The organism is Bacillus sp. OV322 (assembly GCF_900112495.1).
GTDB lineage: Bacteria > Bacillota > Bacilli > Bacillales > DSM-1321 > Peribacillus.
This window is the reverse complement of sequence record NZ_FOMA01000011.1, coordinates 19,330-39,103: the sequence shown is the minus strand read 5'-3', so window position 1 is coordinate 39,103 and position 19,774 is coordinate 19,330. Positions and strand designations below refer to the sequence as shown.

Sequence of the window (19,774 nt, the reverse complement as noted above, 5' to 3'; positions counted from 1 at the left end):
TGTCTGACAGGATAATAGCAATCTTGTCTGATAGACACTCATCTAATATCTCGGCAGAGCTTGGCTATACAAGCAATAAGGGTAAAACCTGGATAACAAAAGGGAGGTAGGCCCCTTGCTAGACGTTAATAATTTTGAATATATGAAGATTGGTTTGGCTTCACCGGACAAGATTCGTTCTTGGTCACATGGTGAAGTAAAAAAACCTGAAACAATCAACTACCGTACATTAAAGCCAGAGAAAGACGGCTTGTTCTGCGAACGGATTTTTGGACCGCAAAAAGACTGGGAATGTCATTGCGGTAAATATAAGCGTGTACGTTATAAAGGTGTAGTTTGTGACCGATGCGGAGTTGAGGTTACCAGAGCAAAAGTGCGCCGTGAGCGTATGGGGCACATCGAGCTTGCTGCTCCTGTATCACATATCTGGTACTTTAAAGGCATTCCTAGCCGAATGGGATTAGTCCTTGATATGTCACCTCGTGCTTTAGAGGAAGTCATTTACTTTGCATCGTATGTTGTCACTGAAACAGGCGACACATCACTTGAAAAGAAACAGCTTCTTTCTGAGAAAGAATACCGCGCATACCGCGAAAAATACGGAAAAAAATTCCAGGCTGCAATGGGTGCTGAAGCTATTAAAAAGCTTCTTCAAGACATCGATACTGAAAAAGAGGTCGAATCTCTTAAAGAAGAGCTTAAAACCGCGCAAGGACAGCGCAGAACGCGTGCTATTAAACGCCTTGAAGTCTTAGAAGCTTTCCGTAACTCCGGTAACGAGCCATCATGGATGATCCTTGATGTGCTTCCTGTCATTCCTCCAGAGCTTCGTCCAATGGTTCAATTGGATGGAGGGCGTTTCGCTACATCTGATCTGAATGACCTGTACCGCCGTGTAATTAACCGGAACAACCGTCTAAAAAGACTTTTGGATTTGGGCGCGCCTAGCATTATCGTACAAAATGAAAAGCGTATGCTTCAAGAAGCTGTAGATGCCTTAATTGATAATGGCCGCCGCGGACGTCCGGTTACCGGACCAGGAAACAGACCATTGAAATCCCTGTCACATATGCTGAAGGGTAAACAAGGACGTTTCCGTCAAAACCTTCTTGGTAAACGTGTTGACTATTCCGGCCGTTCCGTTATCGTAGTAGGCCCTAACCTGAAAATGTATCAGTGCGGACTTCCTAAGGAAATGGCAATTGAATTATTCAAACCTTTCGTTATGAAGGAATTGGTACAAAAAGGCTTGGCACATAACATTAAATCTGCCAAACGCAAAATTGAACGTTTGTCTCCTGAGATCTGGGATGTACTAGAAGCTGTAATTAAGGAGCATCCGGTATTGCTGAACCGTGCACCAACGCTTCACAGACTGGGTATCCAGGCATTTGAACCTACACTTGTAGAAGGCCGGGCAATCCGTCTTCACCCGCTTGTATGTACCGCATACAATGCTGACTTTGACGGTGACCAAATGGCTGTTCACGTTCCTTTATCTGCAGAGGCACAGGCAGAAGCGCGCATGCTGATGCTGGCAGCTCAAAACATCTTGAATCCTAAGGACGGCAAACCGGTTGTTACTCCTTCACAGGATATGGTATTGGGCAACTATTACCTTACCCTTGAAAGAGAAGATGCAATTGGTGAAGGCATGGTCTTCAAGGATACAAGCGAAGCGCTGCTTGCCTATCAAAATGGCTATATTCATTTGCATTCCCGCTGTGCCGTACACGCTTCATCATTAAATAATGAGACGTTTACAGAAGAACAAAATAAGCAGCTTCTCATCACTACAGTTGGAAAGCTTGTCTTTAATGAAATTCTTCCTAAATCGTTCCCATACATTAATGAACCGACAAAATTAAACTTGGAAGTGAAAACTCCTGAGAAATATTTTGTGGAAAAAGGCGCAGACATTAAGGAATTAATCAAGGCTCAGGAAATTATTGATCCTTTCAAGAAAAAGATACTTGGTAATATCATCGCGGAAGTATTTAAACGTTTCAAAATTACTGAAACATCTAAAATGCTTGACCGTATGAAAGACCTTGGATTTAAATATTCTACTAAAGCTGGAATTACGGTTGGTGTGGCTGATATCGTTGTATTAGGCGAAAAGCAGCAGATCATCGAAGAAGCACAGCAAAAAGTAGATAATGTTCTAAAACAGTTCAGACGCGGTCTAATCACCGAAGATGAGCGTTATGATCGTGTTATTTCAATTTGGAGCGCTGCCAAGGATACCATTCAGTCCAAACTGATGAATTCCCTTCATCGCCGCAACCCGATCTTCATGATGAGTGATTCCGGAGCGCGTGGTAACGCATCAAACTTCACTCAGCTTGCTGGTATGCGCGGATTGATGGCCAACCCGGCTGGACGAATTATTGAATTGCCGATTAAATCAAGTTTCCGTGAAGGTTTAACAGTTCTAGAATACTTCATCTCCACCCATGGTGCGCGTAAAGGTCTTGCGGATACAGCCCTTAAAACGGCGGATTCAGGTTACCTTACACGCCGTCTCGTTGACGTGGCGCAAGATGTCATCGTCCGTGAAGATGACTGTGGTACAGATCGCGGATTGCTGATTTCTGCCCTGAAAGATGGAACAGAAATTATCGAAAAACTTGAAGAACGTCTAATAGGCCGACATGCAAGGAAAGCGATCAAGCATCCGGAAACGAATGAAGTAATCGTACCTGAAAACGGTCTGATCACTGAAGATCTTGCTATCTATATCGAAGAAGTTGGCGTTGAACAAGTTTGGATCCGTTCTGCATTTACATGTAACACCAGCCATGGTGTATGTAAAAAATGTTACGGACGCAACCTGGCAACTGGCCAAGAGGTTGAAGTTGGTGAAGCAGTCGGAATCATTGCTGCTCAATCAATCGGTGAACCAGGAACACAGCTTACAATGCGTACGTTCCATACTGGCGGTGTTGCCGGCGATGATATCACTCAAGGTCTTCCTCGTATCCAAGAGATATTTGAAGCAAGGAATCCTAAAGGTCAAGCGATCATTTCTGAAATTGAGGGTACAATCGTATCAATTAATGAAATTCGTGATAAACAGCAGGAAATCGTTGTTCAAGGTGCAGTTGAATCCCGCACTTACACAGCGCCATATACAGCGCGCCTGAGAGTTACTGTGGATTCGCACATCGGACGCGGCCATGAATTAACAGAGGGTTCCATCGATCCTAAGGAACTCTTAAAAGTAACAGATGTATTATCTGTTCAAGAATACCTGCTTCGTGAAGTACAGAAGGTATACCGTATGCAGGGTGTTGAAATTGGCGACAAACATATCGAGGTAATGGTAAGACAGATGCTGCGCAAAGTAAGGGTCATTGACGCAGGAGATACAGATGTCCTTCCAGGAACACTTTTGGATGTACACCAATTTACACAGGCGAATACAGCCGCACTTCTATCAGGTAAAATTCCTGCGACTGGCCGTCCTGTATTACTGGGTATCACTAAAGCATCACTTGAAACTGATTCATTCTTATCTGCAGCATCCTTCCAGGAAACTACAAGAGTCTTGACTGATGCAGCAATCAAAGGCAAGCGTGATGAATTGCTTGGTCTTAAAGAGAATGTTATCATCGGTAAATTAGTACCGGCAGGAACAGGAATGCTGCGTTATAGAAAAGCACAGCCAGTATTCACAGAAACTGCAGACGAAAAAATAGTGCCTGCAGATTAAGTAAAAACTGGTACATGGCAAATGATGATCATAAAGAGAAGCTTTTCTCTTTATGATCCATTCATTGCTTTTAGCTATTTTTATTAAAAGGAAATCTTTTGCTAGAGTTTTTTTCTAAAAGAAAGTTGACAGTATACTAGTTGTAGTGATACTATAGCAAAGGTGCTCCTATAAAACCCTGTTACTTTGGAGGATATGAAACATGTCTTATGAAAAAGTGCTACAGGCAAAGTCAGTGGTTATAGGAACAAAACAAACAGTGAGAGCTCTTAAAAATAGTTTGATTCAGGAAGTTTTTATCGCTCAGGATGCTGACATATTCTTGACAGCCCGGGTTGCAGAAACAGCCAAAGAATTAAATGTTCCAATCACATACGTTGATTCGATGCGAATGCTGGGTAAGGCATGTGGTATAGATGTCGGAGCAGCAACTGTTGCCATTAAAAAGTAAAACTGTTTTTGCAGATATTTTTGCAAGAACTTTGTTTTTGCTCAATTATGAACCACCTGGATGTGTGGTACTAGAACGAAAAAGTGAAGGGAGGAAACAAAAATGCCTACTATTAATCAATTAGTGCGCAAAGGACGCGAGTCCAAGATCGAAAAATCAGATTCACCAGCACTAAACAAAGGCTACAACAGCTTTAAGAAAGCACAAACTAACGTATCATCTCCGCAAAAGCGTGGTGTTTGTACTCGTGTTGGTACAATGACTCCAAAGAAACCAAACTCCGCGTTGCGTAAATATGCACGTGTACGTTTGACAAACGGTATCGAGGTAACAGCTTATATCCCAGGTATCGGACACAACCTGCAAGAACACAGCGTGGTACTTATCCGCGGCGGACGTGTAAAGGATTTACCAGGGGTACGTTACCACATCGTTCGTGGTGCGCTTGATACTGCTGGTGTAAACAACCGTATGCAAGGACGTTCTAAGTATGGAACAAAGCGTCCAAAAGCACCGAAAAAATAATTACAACTAAAAATATGAACTTTCTCGAAAGGAGGAAATGTAATGCCTCGTAAAGGACCAGTAACAAAAAGAGATGTATTGCCAGATCCGATTTATAATTCAAAGCTTGTAACTCGTTTAATCAACAAAATGATGGTTGATGGACAAAGAGGTAAATCACAAAAGATTCTTTACTCAGCACTTGACCTTATTAAGGAACGTACTGGTAATGAACCGATTGAAGTGTTTGATCAAGCACTAAAAAACATCATGCCTGTATTAGAAGTTAGAGCTCGCCGTGTGGGTGGTGCAAACTACCAAGTACCAGTTGAGGTACGCCCTGACCGCCGCTCTACTCTAGGACTTCGCTGGTTAGTAAACTACTCTCGCCTTCGTGGAGAAAAAACGATGGAAGAGCGTTTGGCTAACGAAATTATGGATGCTGCAAACAACACTGGAGCTTCTGTAAAGAAACGTGAAGATACACACAAAATGGCTGAAGCTAACAAAGCATTCGCTCACTACCGCTGGTAAGATCGGCCCTGCTTTTAAAAATACTCTAATACTAGGAAGGAGAAAGACCAAATGGCAAGAGAGTTCTCCTTAGCAAATACTCGTAATATCGGTATCATGGCTCACATCGATGCTGGTAAAACGACTACAACAGAACGTGTTCTTTATTATACAGGCCGTATCCACAAGATCGGTGAAACTCATGAAGGTGCATCTCAGATGGACTGGATGGAGCAGGAACAAGAACGCGGAATTACAATCACTTCTGCAGCAACAACTGCACAATGGAAAGGCCACCGTGTTAACATTATCGATACACCGGGACACGTAGACTTCACAGTTGAAGTTGAACGTTCCCTGCGTGTACTTGATGGTGCAGTAGCAGTACTTGATGCACAATCAGGTGTTGAGCCTCAAACTGAAACAGTTTGGCGCCAGGCTACTACTTACGGTGTACCGCGTATCGTATTTGTTAACAAGATGGACAAAATTGGTGCTGATTTCTTATACTCAGTTAAAACCATTCATGACCGTCTTCAAGCAAATGCACATCCTATCCAATTGCCGATCGGCGCTGAAGATGATTTCGAAGCAATCATTGACTTAATTGAAATGAAAGCTACTTTCTACAGCAACGATTTAGGCACTGATATTGAAGTGCGCGATATTCCTGAAGAGCATAAAGAACTTGCTGAAGAATACCGTGAAAAGCTAATTGAAGCAGTTGCAGAATTAGACGAAGACTTAATGGAAAAATACCTTGGCGGTGAAGAAATCACTAACGAAGAGCTTAAAGCAGGCATTCGTAAAGGTACTGTTAATGTTGAGTTTTTCCCTGTAATCTGTGGATCAGCATTTAAAAACAAAGGTGTTCAGCTTATGCTGGATAACGTTATCGACTTCCTTCCATCTCCATTAGATGTACCTGCTATCAAAGGTACTATCCCTGATACAGATGAAGAAGTGGAACGTCATTCAGATGATGACGAACCATTCTCAGCTCTAGCTTTCAAAGTTATGACTGACCCTTATGTTGGTAAACTGACATTCTTCCGCGTTTATTCCGGAACTTTGCAGTCTGGTTCTTATGTTATCAACTCTACTAAAGGAAAACGTGAGCGTATCGGACGTATCCTTCAGATGCATGCTAACAGCCGCCAAGAGATCTCTGAAGTACACGCAGGAGACATTGCAGCTGCAGTAGGCTTGAAAGATACTACTACTGGTGATACACTATGTGACGACAAGAATCTAGTTATTCTTGAGTCTATGGAGTTCCCTGAACCGGTTATCTCACTTTCTGTTGAGCCTAAGTCCAAAGCGGACCAAGACAAAATGTCTAACGCTCTTCAAAAGCTACAAGAAGAAGATCCTACTTTCCGTGCACATACGGACCAGGAAACTGGACAAACCATCATTGCTGGTATGGGTGAGCTTCACCTTGACATCATTGTTGACCGTATGCGCCGTGAATTCAAAGTTGAAGCTAATGTTGGTGCACCACAGGTTGCATATCGTGAAACTTTCCGCGGCTCTGCGCAAGTCGAAGGTAAGTTTGTACGTCAATCAGGCGGACGCGGACAATTCGGACATGTATGGATTGAGTTTTCTCCAAATGAAGAAGGAAAAGGATTCGAATTCGAGAATGCTATCGTCGGTGGTGTTGTTCCTCGTGAATACATCCCTGCAGTTCAAGCGGGTCTAGAAGATTCCCTTGACAATGGTGTTCTTGCAGGATTCCCGCTTGTTGACATTAAAGCTAAATTATTTGATGGATCTTACCATGACGTTGACTCCAACGAAATGGCCTTCAAAATTGCAGCTTCAATGGCACTTAAAAATGCGGCTTCTAAATGTAAACCAGTTATTCTTGAGCCAATCATGAAAGTAGAAGTTGTCATTCCTGAAGAATACATGGGCGACATCATGGGAGATATCACTTCCAGACGCGGACGTGTAGAAGGTATGGAAGCACGCGGAAACACACAAGCTGTTCGTGCGATGGTTCCACTATCTGAAATGTTCGGTTATGCAACATCTCTACGTTCTAACACTCAAGGACGCGGAACATTCTCTATGCACTTCGACCATTATGAAGAAGTACCAAAGAGCATTTCTGAAGAAATTATCAAAAAAAATAAAGGTGAATAATTGATTTTCGCCTTTTAATCAAGTATAACTACTTATATAAGCTATGAAAACGGGAATACCCTGTTTTCATAGCCATAATATACTTAAACTTTTATATAATTTTAAGGAGGAATATCCTAATGGGAAAAGCTAAATACGATCGCTCAAAACCGCACGTTAATATCGGTACAATTGGTCACGTTGACCATGGTAAAACAACTTTAACAGCAGCTATCACTACTGTTCTTGCTAAAGCTGGTGGAGCTGAAGCACGTGGATACGATCAAATCGACGCAGCTCCAGAAGAAAGAGAGCGTGGAATCACAATCTCTACTGCACACGTTGAGTACGAAACTGAAACTCGTCACTATGCACACGTTGACTGCCCTGGACATGCTGACTATGTTAAGAACATGATCACTGGTGCTGCTCAAATGGACGGCGGTATCCTAGTTGTTTCTGCAGCTGATGGCCCAATGCCACAAACTCGTGAGCACATCCTTCTTTCTCGTCAAGTTGGTGTTCCTTACCTAGTAGTATTCATGAACAAATGCGACATGGTTGATGACGAAGAACTACTTGAACTAGTTGAAATGGAAATTCGTGATCTTCTTTCTGAATATGAATTCCCTGGCGATGATATCCCAGTAATCAAAGGTTCTGCTCTTAGAGCTCTTGAAGGCGATGCAGCATGGGAAGAAAAAATCGTTGAATTAATGTCAGCTGTTGATGAGTATATCCCAACTCCAACTCGTGATACTGAAAAGCCATTCATGATGCCTGTTGAGGATGTTTTCTCAATCACTGGACGCGGAACAGTTGCTACTGGCCGTGTTGAGCGTGGACAAGTTAAAGTCGGCGATGTAATTGAAATCGTTGGTTTAGCTGAAGAAGCAAAATCTACAACTGTAACTGGTGTTGAAATGTTCCGTAAGCTTCTTGATTATGCAGAAGCTGGCGATAACATTGGTGCTCTTCTTCGTGGTGTTGCACGTGAAGACATCCAACGTGGACAAGTACTTGCTAAGCCGGGTACAATCAATCCACACACAAAGTTCAAAGCTGAAGTTTATGTTCTTTCAAAAGAAGAAGGCGGACGTCATACTCCTTTCTTCACAAACTACCGCCCACAGTTCTACTTCCGTACAACTGATGTAACTGGTATCTGCAACCTTCCTGAAGGCGTAGAAATGGTTATGCCTGGCGATAACATTGAAATGACTGTTGAACTTATTGCTTCTGTTGCTATCGAAGAAGGTACAAAGTTCTCTATCCGTGAGGGTGGACGTACTGTAGGTGCTGGAGTAGTAGCTACAATCCAAGAGTAATTTTAAACATTCCTATATCGAAGGGGACGCCTTTCACAAAAAGAGCAGATGGGACGCCATCTGCTCTTTTTGTTTTGTTCAATTATATTAAATGGGCCCGGCTAAAGAGGAAACATTGTCTGGAGCTAATGTGCCAGTATGTTCCTTTCAGAGATATGTGTTTATAAGGTGCGTTGATCCCGGTGAAAGGCGTAATTCGAAACTCCTCGAAGTTTATCCTATTTAAAGGAATCTTCGTGGAATATAAATAAAAACACTAATTATATTCACTTCATGCAGAGTTAATTGATCTTGTCTGTAAACACTAGCATACATATTTCTTTTAGATGCAGCCTTAATATTTTCTATATAATAGAAGCTAATGGACAAATCAAATTAAACATAAAGATTTACTTGATAAAATGTATTAGCGTATGTATAATAGTAGAAGTGTGTTGCACATTGAATCAGTTAAAGTTTTTACTTGCTAATTCATAGTGTTTTATGTATAATAGACAATGTTGGTCTTTGACTGCGATGATATGGAAGGTTGCTGACACACCCGGCCGCTTTGCCATGGCGGGTATGTGGGAAATTTCCATTGAGAAGGTCTATTTCTAAAATAGGCGAAAAGGAGGGAAAATAATGGCAAAACAAAAAATTCGTATTCGTTTGAAAGCATATGATCACAGAATCCTGGATCAATCTGCTGAGAAGATTGTAGAAACTGCAAAACGTTCTGGTGCGGCTGTATCTGGCCCGATTCCATTACCGACAGAAAGATCTGTATACACGATCCTTCGTGCGGTTCATAAGTACAAAGATTCTCGTGAACAATTCGAGATGCGTACACACAAACGTCTAATCGATATCGTTAATCCAACTCCGCAAACAGTTGATTCACTTATGCGTTTGGATTTACCATCCGGTGTTGACATTGAAATTAAACTTTAATATATAAAAACAATTATTATTCAGGAGGTGTGACTAATGACCAAAGGAATCTTAGGAAGAAAAATCGGTATGACGCAAGTATTTGCTGAAAACGGCGAGCTTATTCCGGTAACTGTTATTGAAGCAGCTAATAACGTTGTACTTCAAAAGAAAACAGTTGAAGTTGATGGCTATGAAGCTGTTCAGATCGGTTACGAAAATAAACGTGAAAAACTTTCCAACAAACCTGAACAAGGACACGTTGCGAAGGCAAACACGGCACCTAAGCGCTTCATTCGCGAATTCCGCGATACAAATCTCACTGATTATGAGATGGGTCAAGAAGTCAAAGTTGATATTTTCGCCGAAGGCGATGTAGTTGATGTTACAGGAATCTCAAAGGGTAAAGGTTTCCAGGGTGCTATTAAACGCCACGGACAATCACGCGGACCAATGGCTCACGGATCTCGTTACCACCGCCGCCCAGGTTCAATGGGTCCTGTTGCTCCAAACCGTGTATTCAAAGGTAAATTATTGCCTGGACGTATGGGTGGAGAACAAATCACTGTACAAAACCTAACTATCGTTAAAGTTGATCTTGAGCGCAACCTTCTTTTAATCAAAGGTAATGTGCCTGGACCTAGAAAAGCTTTAATTAAAGTTAAAACTGCAGTTAAAGCTAAGTAATTTTCCGAGAAAGGAGGAGCATTAGAATGCCAAAAGTTACAATGTTCAACCAAGCTGGTTCTCAAGTTGGCGATATCGAGCTAAATGAGTCTATTTTTGGAATTGAGCCTAACAATAGTGTTTTATTTGAAGCAATCATCATGCAAAGGGCTTCCTTGCGACAAGGAAACCATAAAGTAAAAAACCGTTCTGAAGTGGCAGGCGGCGGACGTAAACCTTGGAAACAAAAAGGTACTGGACGCGCTCGTCAAGGATCTATCCGTTCACCACAATGGCGTGGAGGCGGTACTGTATTCGGTCCTACACCAAGAACTTATAGCTACAAACTGCCTAAAAAGGTACGTCGTCTAGCTATTAAATCTGCTTTATCTGCTAAAGTTTTGGAAGAGAACGTACTAGTTCTTGAAAGCTTGTCTTTCGAAACTCCGAAAACAAAAGAATTTGCAGCTGTACTGAAAGGTCTTTCTGTAGACACTAAAGCACTAATTATAACTGATGGAGTAGATGAGAAAGTTGCTTTATCTGCACGTAACCTTCCTGGTGTTACAGTAGTAGAAGCTAACGGTCTTAACGTTCTTGATGTTGTGTCCCACAGCAAACTGATCTTGACTAAATCAGCTGTTGAAAAAGTAGAGGAGGTGCTTGCATAATGGATGCACGCGATATCATTAAGCGCCCCGTAATTACTGAACGTTCTTCAGACTTAATGGCTGAGAAAAAATACACTTTTGAAGTCGATGTTAGAGCTAATAAAACTCAAGTTAAAGATGCTGTTCAAGAAATCTTCGGCGTTGAAGTTGAAAAAGTTAACATCATGAACTACAAAGGTAAATTCAAGCGCATGGGTAAACATGCCGGCTACACAAACAAGCGCCGTAAAGCAATTATTAAATTAACTGCTGACAGCAAAGAAATCGAGCTATTTGAAGCTTAATTCATTAGAGAAGGAGGGAAATACACATGGCGATTAAAAAGTATAAACCTACCTCTAACGGTCGACGCGGCATGACGGTGTCTGATTTCGCAGAAATCACAACTGACAAACCGGAAAAATCATTGCTTGCTCCTTTAAAAAATAAAGGCGGCCGTAACAACCAAGGTAAGTTGACAGTTCGTCATCAAGGTGGCGGTCATAAGCGTCAATACCGTATCATTGACTTCAAACGTCAAAAAGATGGTATACCAGGACGCGTTGCTACTATTGAATACGATCCGAATCGTTCAGCAAATATTGCATTAATTAATTATGTGGATGGAGAAAAACGTTATATCCTTGCTCCGAAAAACCTAGAAGTAGGTATGGAGGTAATGTCAGGTATTGAAGCCGACATCAAAGTAGGTAACACTCTTCCATTATCAAACATTCCAGTTGGTACAGTTATTCATAACATCGAGCTTAAACCAGGAAAAGGCGGACAATTAGTTCGTTCAGCAGGTACTTCTGCACAGGTTCTTGGTAAAGAAGGCCGTTATGTTCTTGTACGTTTAAACTCTGGTGAAGTTCGTATGATCCTAGCTACTTGCCGTGCAACAATCGGCCAAGTCGGCAACGAGCAGCATGAACTAATCAACATTGGTAAAGCAGGACGTTCTCGCTGGTTAGGCAAGCGCCCGACAGTCCGCGGATCTGTAATGAACCCTAATGATCACCCTCACGGTGGTGGTGAAGGTCGTTCTCCAATCGGACGTAAGTCTCCAATGTCTCCATGGGGCAAACCGACTCTTGGGTATAAAACTCGTAAGAAGAAAAACAAGTCCGATAAATTTATCGTTCGTCGTCGCAAAAAATAACGGGGTTGCACTACGGTTCATATATAGAACCGTAGAACAATCACGAAGGGAGGTACACATATGGGACGCAGCACTAAAAAAGGGCCTTTTGTTGATGAGCATTTAATCGTTAAGGTTGAAAAGTTAAATGAAGCTGACAAGAAACAGGTAGTAAAAACTTGGTCTCGTCGTTCAACAATCTTCCCGCAATTCATCGGCCACACAATCGCTGTTTATGATGGCCGCAAACACGTGCCGGTATATGTAACTGAAGATATGGTAGGCCACAAGCTTGGCGAATTCGCGCCTACACGTACTTACAAAGGTCACGCAAGTGACGATAAGAAAACAAGACGTTAATGAGAGGAGGGCATCTCATGGAAGCAAAAGCTGTTGCAAAAACAGTCCGTATTGCTCCTCGTAAAGTCCGTTTAGTAGCAGATTTAATACGAGGAAAACAAGTAGGTGAGGCGGTAGCGATTTTACGCTTAACTCCAAAAGGCGCTTCTCCAGTCGTAGAAAAAGTTCTTAAGTCTGCTGTTGCAAACGCAGAACACAACTACGAAATGGATATTAATAACCTGGTTGTTTCAGAAGCATACGTTAACGAAGGACCAACTTTAAAACGTTTCCGTCCTCGCGCAATGGGACGTGCGAGTGCGATCAACAAACGTACTAGTCATATTACAATCGTTGTATCAGAAAAGAAGGAGGGATAACCTGTGGGTCAAAAGGTAAATCCAGTCGGTTTGCGTATCGGGATCATTCGTGATTGGGAATCAAAATGGTACGCTGATAAAGACTACGCAGCACTTTTGCATGAAGACCTTAAAGTTCGTGAATACATCACGAAGCGTTTAAGTGATGCTTCTGTATCTAAAGTAGAAATCGAACGTGCGGCTAACCGCATTAACATTTCTGTACACACTGCTAAACCAGGAATGGTTATTGGTAAAGGCGGTACTGAAGTGGAAGCACTTCGTAAAGCACTTAACCAGTTAACTGGCAAGCGTGTACACATCAATATTATTGAAATCAAAAGAGCTGATCTTGATGCAAAATTAGTTGCAGAAAACATCGCTCGCCAGCTTGAAAACCGTGTATCTTTCCGTCGTGCACAAAAACAGGCTATCCAACGCACTATGCGTTCTGGCGCACAAGGAATCAAAACAATGGTATCTGGACGCTTAGGCGGCGCTGATATCGCTCGTGCTGAACATTATAGCGAAGGAACTGTTCCACTTCACACACTTCGCGCTGATATCGACTATGCACATGCTGAAGCTGATACTACTTATGGTAAGCTTGGCGTGAAAGTATGGATCTATCGTGGAGAAGTTCTTCCTACTAAGAAGAAATCCGAGGAAGGAGGAAAATAATATGTTATTGCCTAAACGCGTTAAATACCGTCGCGAACATCGCGGTAAGATGAGAGGTAATGCTAAAGGCGGCACTGAAGTTCATTTTGGTGAATTCGGTTTGCAGGCTCTTGAAGCATCATGGATCACTAACCGCCAAATCGAAGCTGCCCGTATTGCAATGACTCGTTACATGAAACGTGGCGGTAAAGTTTGGATCAAAATCTTCCCAAGCAAGCCGTTCACTGCAAAACCTCTTGAAGTACGGATGGGTTCTGGTAAAGGTGCTCCTGAAGGCTGGGTAGCAGTAGTAAAACCAGGAAAAGTTATGTTTGAAATCTCCGGTGTATCTGAAGAGGTGGCACGAGAAGCATTGCGCCTTGCAGCACACAAACTTCCTATTAAATGTAAGTTTGTAAAAAGAGAAGAAATTGGTGGTGAATCAAATGAAAGCTAATGAAATCAAAGACCTTACCACTGCCGAAATTGAACAAAAAGTAAAATCTCTTAAAGAAGAACTATTTAATCTTCGTTTCCAGTTAGCTACTGGACAACTTGAAAATACAGCACGCATCCGTGAAGTGCGCAAATCGATCGCTCGTATGAAAACAGTTGTTCGCGAAAGAGAGATCGGTGTCAACAATCGATAATGAATGGAGGTTTGCAGAATGAGCGAACGCAACCAACGCAAAGTCTACACTGGACGCGTAGTATCCGACAAAATGGATAAGACGGTAACCGTTGTTGTAGAGACCTATAAAAAGCATTCTTTATACGGTAAGCGCGTGAAATATTCTAAAAAGTTTAAAGCTCATGACGAGCAAAACGAAGCTAAAATTGGCGATGTAGTACGTATTATGGAAACTCGTCCACTTTCAGCTACAAAACGCTTCCGTCTTGTAGAAGTAGTAGAAAAAGCTGTTATTATTTAATCAGTTCGGATTAAGTAAATCCGAAGGGAGGTTTCGTACATGATCCAACAGGAATCACGTTTAAAAGTCGCTGACAACTCTGGTGCCCGTGAGGTTCTTACAATTAAAGTACTTGGTGGCTCTGGCCGTAAAACTGCTAACATCGGTGATATAATCGTATGTACAGTAAAACAAGCAACACCAGGTGGCGTTGTTAAAAAGGGTGACGTAGTTAAAGCAGTTGTTGTCCGTACAAAACGCGGTGTACGTCGTCCTGACGGTTCTTACATTCGTTTCGATGAGAATGCTTGTGTAATTATCCGTGACGATAAGAGCCCGCGTGGAACACGTATCTTTGGACCAGTTGCTCGTGAATTGCGCGACAACAGCTTCATGAAGATTGTTTCTCTAGCTCCAGAAGTTCTGTAATGATAAATATTTGTAAAAAGCCTTTCAAGGAGGTGCGAAGCTAATGCATGTTAAAAAAGGTGACAAAGTCGTGGTCATCTCTGGTAAGGACAAAGGCAAACAAGGTGTTATCCTTGAAGCATTCCCTAAGAAAAATCGAGTGCTTGTAGAAGGAGTTAACATCGTGAAGAAGCATTCAAAGCCATCTCAAGTTAATCCGCAAGGCGGAATTAACAGCAGAGAAGCTGCTATTCACGTATCCAACGTTATGCCGCTTGATCCGAAATCAGGTAATCCGACTCGTGTTGGTTACAAGATGGTAGACGGCAAAAAAGTACGCGTAGCTACAAAATCAGGTGAATCTTTAGATAAATAAGTCATTAAAGAAGGGAGGTACACGAAATAATGAACCGCCTAAAGGAAAAATTCCAAAAAGAAGTTTCTCCAGCTCTTATGAGCAAGTTTAACTATAAGTCAGTAATGCAAGTGCCACAGCTTGATAAAATTGTGGTAAACATGGGTGTCGGTGATGCTGTTTCTAATTCAAAAGCTTTAGATAACGCTGTTGAAGAATTAACATTGATCACTGGTCAAAAACCTGTAGTAACAAAAGCAAAGAAATCAATCGCTGGTTTCCGTTTACGTGAAGGTATGCCTATCGGAGCGAAAATCACATTGCGCGGCGAGCGTATGTATGAATTCTTTGATAAACTAGTGTCTGTTTCTTTACCACGTGTACGTGACTTCCGCGGTGTTTCCAAGAAGTCATTTGATGGTCGCGGTAACTACACATTAGGTATTAAAGAACAACTTATTTTCCCTGAAATTGACTATGATAAAGTGAGCAAAGTCCGTGGTATGGATATCGTTATCGTAACGACTGCTAACACAGACGAAGAAGCTCGCGAATTACTTACTCAATTCGGAATGCCGTTCCAAAAGTAATCTCTAAATAAAGGGAGGCGAAAACGTGGCTAAAAAATCTATGATCTTAAAGCAAAAGCGCGGATCAAAGTTTAAAGTGCAAGAATACACACGCTGCGAACGTTGCGGACGTCCACATTCTGTATACCGTAAATTTAAGCTTTGTCGTATTTGTTTCCGCGAACTTGCATATAAAGGACAAATTCCTGGTGTTAAGAAAGCCAGCTGGTAAAACCCGAGTTTGGGAAGGAGGTAAATTAAAATGGTCATGACAGATCCTATTGCAGATATGCTTACTCGCATCCGTAATGCGAATATGGTTCGTCACGAAAAACTAGAGGTTCCTGCTTCTAAGATCAAAAGAGACATTGCTGAGATCTTAAAGCGTGAAGGCTTCGTACGTGACGTTGAATTTATCGAAGACAATAAACAAGGTATTATCCGTATCTTCTTGAAATACGGTGCTAACAACGAGCGTGTAATCACTGGATTAAAGCGTATCAGCAAGCCTGGTCTACGTGTTTACGCAAAAACTGGTGAGGTTCCACGCGTTCTTAATGGTTTAGGTATCGCAATTGTTTCTACTTCTCAAGGAGTTTTAACAGACAAGGAAGCTCGCGCTAAACAAGTTGGCGGAGAAGTTCTAGGATACGTTTGGTAATACATTTTCACAAGAATGGAGGTGCACTAGATGTCACGTATAGGTAAAAAACCTGTTGAAATCCCTAACGGCGTAACAGTTACACTTAACGAAAATGCTGTAACTGTTAAAGGCCCTAAAGGTGAATTAACAAGATCTTTTAATCCTGATCTTTCAATCACTGTTGAGGAGAACGTTCTAACTGTAGCTCGTCCTTCTGACGCGAAGGAACACCGTGCTTTACACGGTACCACTCGCGCAGTTATCTCAAACATGGTTGAGGGTGTTTCTAAGGGATTTGAAAAATCACTTGAACTTATCGGTGTTGGTTACCGTGCACAAAAGCAAGGTACTAAGCTTATCCTTAACGTAGGATACTCTCACCCGGTAGAAATCGAACCTGAAACAGGACTTGAAGTTGAAGTTCCTTCCAATACAAAAATCATCGTAAGAGGCGCTAACAAAGAACGTGTAGGAGCACTTGCTGCTAACATTCGCGATGTACGCCCTCCTGAGCCTTATAAAGGCAAAGGTATCCGTTACGAAGGTGAATTCGTTCGCCGCAAAGAAGGAAAAACTGGTAAGTAATGCCGCATAGGTAAACGAAAGGAGTGACGTAAATGATTACGAAGCTTGATAAAAATTCTGTTCGTCAGAAAAGACACGCACGTGTCCGTGCTAAGATTTCTGGAACTGAAGCTCGTCCTCGTTTAAATGTGTACCGTTCTAACAAACACATTTACGCACAATTAATTGACGATGCAAAAGGCATAACTCTTGCAAGTGCTTCTACTCTTGATAAAGAGATCGGCATCGAAGCAACTGGAAATGCTGAAGCAGCTCAAAAAGTTGGCGAACTTATTGCGAAACGCGCTGTAGAAAAAGGAGTTTCTGCTGTGGTATTTGACCGCGGAGGATACCTTTTCCACGGACGTGTAAAAGCACTAGCTGACGCTGCTCGTGAAAATGGATTACAATTTTAATAGTCAAAGGAGGGACAAAGCAGATGCTTCGTATTGATCCTAATAAATTAGAGCTTGAAGAACGTGTAGTTACTATTAATCGCGTAGCTAAAGTTGTAAAAGGCGGACGTCGTTTCCGTTTCACTGCACTTGTAGTTGTAGGCGATAAGAATGGCCACGTTGGATTTGGTACTGGAAAAGCTCAAGAGGTTCCAGATGCAATCCGTAAGGCTATTGAGGATGCTAAGAAAAACCTTGTTACTGTACCTATGGTTGGTACAACAATTCCACATCTTGTGAACGGTCGTTTTGGTGCAGGCCATATCTTATTAAAACCTGCTTCTGAAGGTACTGGAGTTATTGCTGGCGGTCCGGTTCGTGCGGTACTAGAATTAGGCGGAGTCAGTGATATCCTTTCTAAATCTTTGGGTTCAAACACACCAATTAACATGGTTCGTGCAACATTAGAAGGAATTAAGCAATTAAAACGTGCTGAAGACGTAGCAAAATTACGTGGTAAATCAGTAGAAGAACTATTAGGATAAGGAGGGAAATCAAATGGCTAATAAATTAGAAATTACCCTCACTCGCAGCTTAATAGGTCGTCCTGAAGACCAACGCGTAACAGTTAACACACTGGGTCTACGCAAAATGCATCAAACAGTTGTTCATGATGATAACCCTGCGATTCGCGGTATGATTACCAAAGTTGCTCATCTTGTTACTGTAAAAGAACAATAAAATATATTTTCTCTTAACAAGGAGGTGCCAACATGAAACTTCATGAGTTAAAAGCTGCAGAAGGTTCTCGTAAAGAACGTAAACGTAAAGGACGCGGTATCGGGTCTGGAAACGGTAAAACAGCAGGTAAAGGTCATAAAGGTCAAAACGCTCGTTCAGGCGGCGGTGTCCGTCTAGGTTTTGAAGGAGGTCAAACTCCATTATTCAGACGTTTACCGAAACGCGGTTTTACAAACATCAACCGTAAAGATTACGCTATTGTGAATCTTGATGTGCTTAACCGCTTCGAAGACGGTACTGAAGTAACACCTGCTCTATTGATCGAGACAGGTATCGTCAGCAAAGAAAAAGCAGGAATCAAGATTCTTGCAAAAGGAAACGTTGAGAAAAAGCTTACTGTTAAAGCTCACAAATTCTCCTCTGCCGCTAAAGAAGCTATCGAAGCTGCCGGCGGTCAAACTGAGGTGATCTAATGTTTCGTACGATCTCCAATTTTATGCGCGTGGGTGAAATAAGAAACAAAATTATTTTTACCCTGTTAATGTTAGTCGTCTATCGCATCGGTACATTTATACCTGTACCGAATGTGAATGCCGACTTATTAGCTTCACAGGATCAGCTAAGCGTCTTTGGTATTCTTAATACCTTCGGCGGAGGTGCTCTTAAGAATTTTTCCATATTAGCTATGGGGATCATGCCTTACATTACTGCCTCAATCATCATTCAGCTGCTCCAGATGGACGTTGTCCCTAAGTTCACTGAATGGTCTAAGCAAGGAGAAGCAGGGCGCCGCAAGTTAGCTCAGTTTACCCGTTATGGCACTATCATACTTGGATTTATCCAAGCTTTTGGTATGTCATATGGCTTTAATAATTTAGCTGGCGGTCAAATGATTCAAAATCCTGGTGTAGGAACTTACTTGCTTATTGCAACTGTCCTGACAGCCGGTACAGCTTTTCTATTATGGCTTGGTGAGCTTATTACTGCTAAAGGTGTTGGCAATGGTATCTCCATTATTATCTTTGCTGGGATTGTTGCTGGGATACCCACTACGGTTAACCAGATCTATGCTCAGCAGTTTGAAAATGCAGGAGATCAGCTTTTCTTGAAAATCGTTACTGTTGCCCTTATCATTATTGCAATATTAGCCGTTGTGGTTGCTGTTATCTTCATTCAGCAGGCACTGCGTAAAATCCCGATCCAATATGCAAAACGTGCTGCAGTCGGACGCACACAAGTGGGAGGCCAGTCCACTCACTTGCCTTTGAAAGTGAATGCTGCGGGAGTTATTCCCGTCATCTTTTCAATGGCGTTTATCATCACCCCTAGGACGATTGCCTCGTTCTTTGGTTCTAATAACGTAACACAATGGATAGAAGCTACATTTGACTATACCAAGCCAATCGGCATGATTGTCTATGTTGCCCTGATCATTGCCTTCTCTTATTTTTACGCTTTCATTCAGGTCAATCCTGAACAAATGGCGGACAATTTAAAGAAACAAGGCGGTTACGTCCCGGGAATACGTCCTGGTAAAAGCACTCAAGACTATTTGACTCGTGTGTTATACCGTTTGACGTTTGTAGGCTCTATATTCTTAGCGATAGTAGCCATACTGCCGGTCATCTTCATCCAGCTTGCTAATTTGCCGCAATCAGCCCAAATCGGCGGAACAAGCCTGCTAATCGTTGTCGGGGTTGCCCTTGATACGATGAAACAGCTTGAAGCGCAGTTAGTGAAGCGCCACTATAAAGGTTTTATAAAGTAATGAGTTTTGGGAACAGGTTTGTGTTCCCTTAAACCCATTATGGAGTTTGAGG

General features: G+C 42.1%; 28 protein-coding genes. All 28 read left to right on the top strand.

The genetic code is table 11. The features are described from left to right. The first annotated feature begins 115 nt into the window (after positions 1-115). A complete protein-coding gene (gene rpoC / locus BM126_RS20630) occupies positions 116-3,715 on the top strand; it encodes a DNA-directed RNA polymerase subunit beta' (protein ID WP_090991241.1) in 3,600 nt (1,199 codons plus the stop codon). 202 nt (positions 3,716-3,917) lie between these two features. After that, positions 3,918-4,166 (top strand): 50S ribosomal protein L7ae-like protein, encoded by a 249-nt coding sequence (locus tag BM126_RS20625; protein WP_071351399.1) that lies wholly within the window; start codon positions 3,918-3,920, stop codon positions 4,164-4,166. A gap of 102 nt (positions 4,167-4,268) precedes the next feature. Beyond that, positions 4,269-4,691, top strand: coding sequence for a 30S ribosomal protein S12 (gene rpsL / locus BM126_RS20620; RefSeq protein WP_071351398.1), 423 nt, complete (start codon positions 4,269-4,271; stop codon positions 4,689-4,691). Between the two features lie 42 nt (positions 4,692-4,733). Then, entirely contained in the window at positions 4,734-5,204 is a 471-nt protein-coding gene (gene rpsG / locus BM126_RS20615) for a 30S ribosomal protein S7 (RefSeq protein ID WP_071351397.1), read from the top strand. Positions 5,205-5,255: 51 nt separating this feature from the next. Next, entirely contained in the window at positions 5,256-7,334 is a 2,079-nt protein-coding gene (gene fusA / locus BM126_RS20610; RefSeq protein ID WP_090991240.1) for an elongation factor G, read from the top strand. A 119-nt stretch (positions 7,335-7,453) separates the two neighbouring features. Then, positions 7,454-8,641: an elongation factor Tu gene (gene tuf, locus BM126_RS20605; protein WP_071351395.1), complete on the top strand. Its 1,188-nt coding sequence runs from the start codon at positions 7,454-7,456 to the stop codon at positions 8,639-8,641. Between the two features lie 624 nt (positions 8,642-9,265). After that, entirely contained in the window at positions 9,266-9,574 is a 309-nt protein-coding gene (gene rpsJ / locus BM126_RS20600) for a 30S ribosomal protein S10 (RefSeq protein WP_019244375.1), read from the top strand. 36 nt (positions 9,575-9,610) lie between these two features. Next, the gene (gene rplC / locus BM126_RS20595; protein ID WP_071351394.1) at positions 9,611-10,240 is read left to right on the top strand and encodes a 50S ribosomal protein L3; all 630 of its coding nucleotides are present in this window, start codon (positions 9,611-9,613) and stop codon (positions 10,238-10,240) included. A gap of 26 nt (positions 10,241-10,266) precedes the next feature. Beyond that, entirely contained in the window at positions 10,267-10,890 is a 624-nt protein-coding gene (gene rplD, locus BM126_RS20590; RefSeq protein ID WP_071351393.1) for a 50S ribosomal protein L4, read from the top strand. Then, on the top strand, positions 10,887-11,174 hold the full coding sequence (gene rplW, locus BM126_RS20585) for a 50S ribosomal protein L23 (protein WP_170846124.1): 288 nt from the start codon (positions 10,887-10,889) through the stop codon (positions 11,172-11,174). The genes rplD and rplW overlap by 4 nt, the downstream gene beginning before the upstream one ends. A 26-nt stretch (positions 11,175-11,200) precedes the next feature. Further along, positions 11,201-12,031: a 50S ribosomal protein L2 gene (rplB, locus tag BM126_RS20580; protein WP_071351391.1), complete on the top strand. Its 831-nt coding sequence runs from the start codon at positions 11,201-11,203 to the stop codon at positions 12,029-12,031. Between the two features lie 60 nt (positions 12,032-12,091). Further along, entirely contained in the window at positions 12,092-12,370 is a 279-nt protein-coding gene (gene rpsS / locus BM126_RS20575; protein WP_071351390.1) for a 30S ribosomal protein S19, read from the top strand. Positions 12,371-12,387: 17 nt separating this feature from the next. After that, positions 12,388-12,729 carry a 50S ribosomal protein L22 gene (rplV, locus tag BM126_RS20570; protein WP_071351389.1) on the top strand — a complete coding sequence of 114 codons (342 nt, stop codon included), beginning with the start codon at positions 12,388-12,390 and terminating at the stop codon, positions 12,727-12,729. Between the two features lie 3 nt (positions 12,730-12,732). Beyond that, positions 12,733-13,389 (top strand): 30S ribosomal protein S3, encoded by a 657-nt coding sequence (gene rpsC / locus BM126_RS20565; RefSeq protein WP_071351388.1) that lies wholly within the window; start codon positions 12,733-12,735, stop codon positions 13,387-13,389. A gap of 1 nt (position 13,390) precedes the next feature. Continuing rightward, positions 13,391-13,825 carry a 50S ribosomal protein L16 gene (gene rplP / locus BM126_RS20560; RefSeq protein ID WP_071351387.1) on the top strand — a complete coding sequence of 145 codons (435 nt, stop codon included), beginning with the start codon at positions 13,391-13,393 and terminating at the stop codon, positions 13,823-13,825. Next, on the top strand, positions 13,815-14,018 hold the full coding sequence (gene rpmC / locus BM126_RS20555) for a 50S ribosomal protein L29 (RefSeq protein WP_071351386.1): 204 nt from the start codon (positions 13,815-13,817) through the stop codon (positions 14,016-14,018). Before rplP ends, rpmC begins: the two co-directional genes overlap by 11 nt. Before the next feature lie 18 nt (positions 14,019-14,036). Next, a complete protein-coding gene (gene rpsQ, locus BM126_RS20550; protein WP_071351385.1) occupies positions 14,037-14,300 on the top strand; it encodes a 30S ribosomal protein S17 in 264 nt (87 codons plus the stop codon). 39 nt (positions 14,301-14,339) lie between these two features. Continuing rightward, entirely contained in the window at positions 14,340-14,708 is a 369-nt protein-coding gene (gene rplN, locus BM126_RS20545; protein WP_071351384.1) for a 50S ribosomal protein L14, read from the top strand. Between the two features lie 43 nt (positions 14,709-14,751). Continuing rightward, positions 14,752-15,063: a 50S ribosomal protein L24 gene (gene rplX / locus BM126_RS20540; RefSeq protein WP_071351383.1), complete on the top strand. Its 312-nt coding sequence runs from the start codon at positions 14,752-14,754 to the stop codon at positions 15,061-15,063. A 29-nt stretch (positions 15,064-15,092) separates the two neighbouring features. After that, entirely contained in the window at positions 15,093-15,632 is a 540-nt protein-coding gene (gene rplE / locus BM126_RS20535; protein ID WP_071351382.1) for a 50S ribosomal protein L5, read from the top strand. A 25-nt stretch (positions 15,633-15,657) separates the two neighbouring features. Next, positions 15,658-15,843 (top strand): type Z 30S ribosomal protein S14, encoded by a 186-nt coding sequence (locus BM126_RS20530; RefSeq protein ID WP_071351381.1) that lies wholly within the window; start codon positions 15,658-15,660, stop codon positions 15,841-15,843. A gap of 30 nt (positions 15,844-15,873) precedes the next feature. Further along, positions 15,874-16,272 carry a 30S ribosomal protein S8 gene (gene rpsH / locus BM126_RS20525; RefSeq protein ID WP_071351380.1) on the top strand — a complete coding sequence of 133 codons (399 nt, stop codon included), beginning with the start codon at positions 15,874-15,876 and terminating at the stop codon, positions 16,270-16,272. 30 nt (positions 16,273-16,302) lie between these two features. After that, complete coding sequence (gene rplF / locus BM126_RS20520) at positions 16,303-16,839, top strand: 50S ribosomal protein L6 (RefSeq protein WP_071351379.1); 537 nt, start codon at positions 16,303-16,305, stop codon at positions 16,837-16,839. A gap of 32 nt (positions 16,840-16,871) precedes the next feature. Continuing rightward, positions 16,872-17,234 (top strand): 50S ribosomal protein L18, encoded by a 363-nt coding sequence (rplR, locus tag BM126_RS20515; RefSeq protein ID WP_071351378.1) that lies wholly within the window; start codon positions 16,872-16,874, stop codon positions 17,232-17,234. 23 nt (positions 17,235-17,257) lie between these two features. Next, positions 17,258-17,758: a 30S ribosomal protein S5 gene (gene rpsE / locus BM126_RS20510; protein ID WP_071351377.1), complete on the top strand. Its 501-nt coding sequence runs from the start codon at positions 17,258-17,260 to the stop codon at positions 17,756-17,758. A gap of 13 nt (positions 17,759-17,771) precedes the next feature. Further along, positions 17,772-17,954, top strand: a complete 183-nt coding sequence (gene rpmD, locus BM126_RS20505; protein WP_053349054.1) for a 50S ribosomal protein L30 — start codon at positions 17,772-17,774, stop codon at positions 17,952-17,954. A gap of 32 nt (positions 17,955-17,986) precedes the next feature. Further along, positions 17,987-18,427: a 50S ribosomal protein L15 gene (gene rplO, locus BM126_RS20500; protein WP_071351376.1), complete on the top strand. Its 441-nt coding sequence runs from the start codon at positions 17,987-17,989 to the stop codon at positions 18,425-18,427. Next, the gene (gene secY / locus BM126_RS20495; protein ID WP_090991239.1) at positions 18,427-19,722 is read left to right on the top strand and encodes a preprotein translocase subunit SecY; all 1,296 of its coding nucleotides are present in this window, start codon (positions 18,427-18,429) and stop codon (positions 19,720-19,722) included. Before rplO ends, secY begins: the two co-directional genes overlap by 1 nt. The last annotated feature ends 52 nt before the right edge of the window (positions 19,723-19,774 follow it).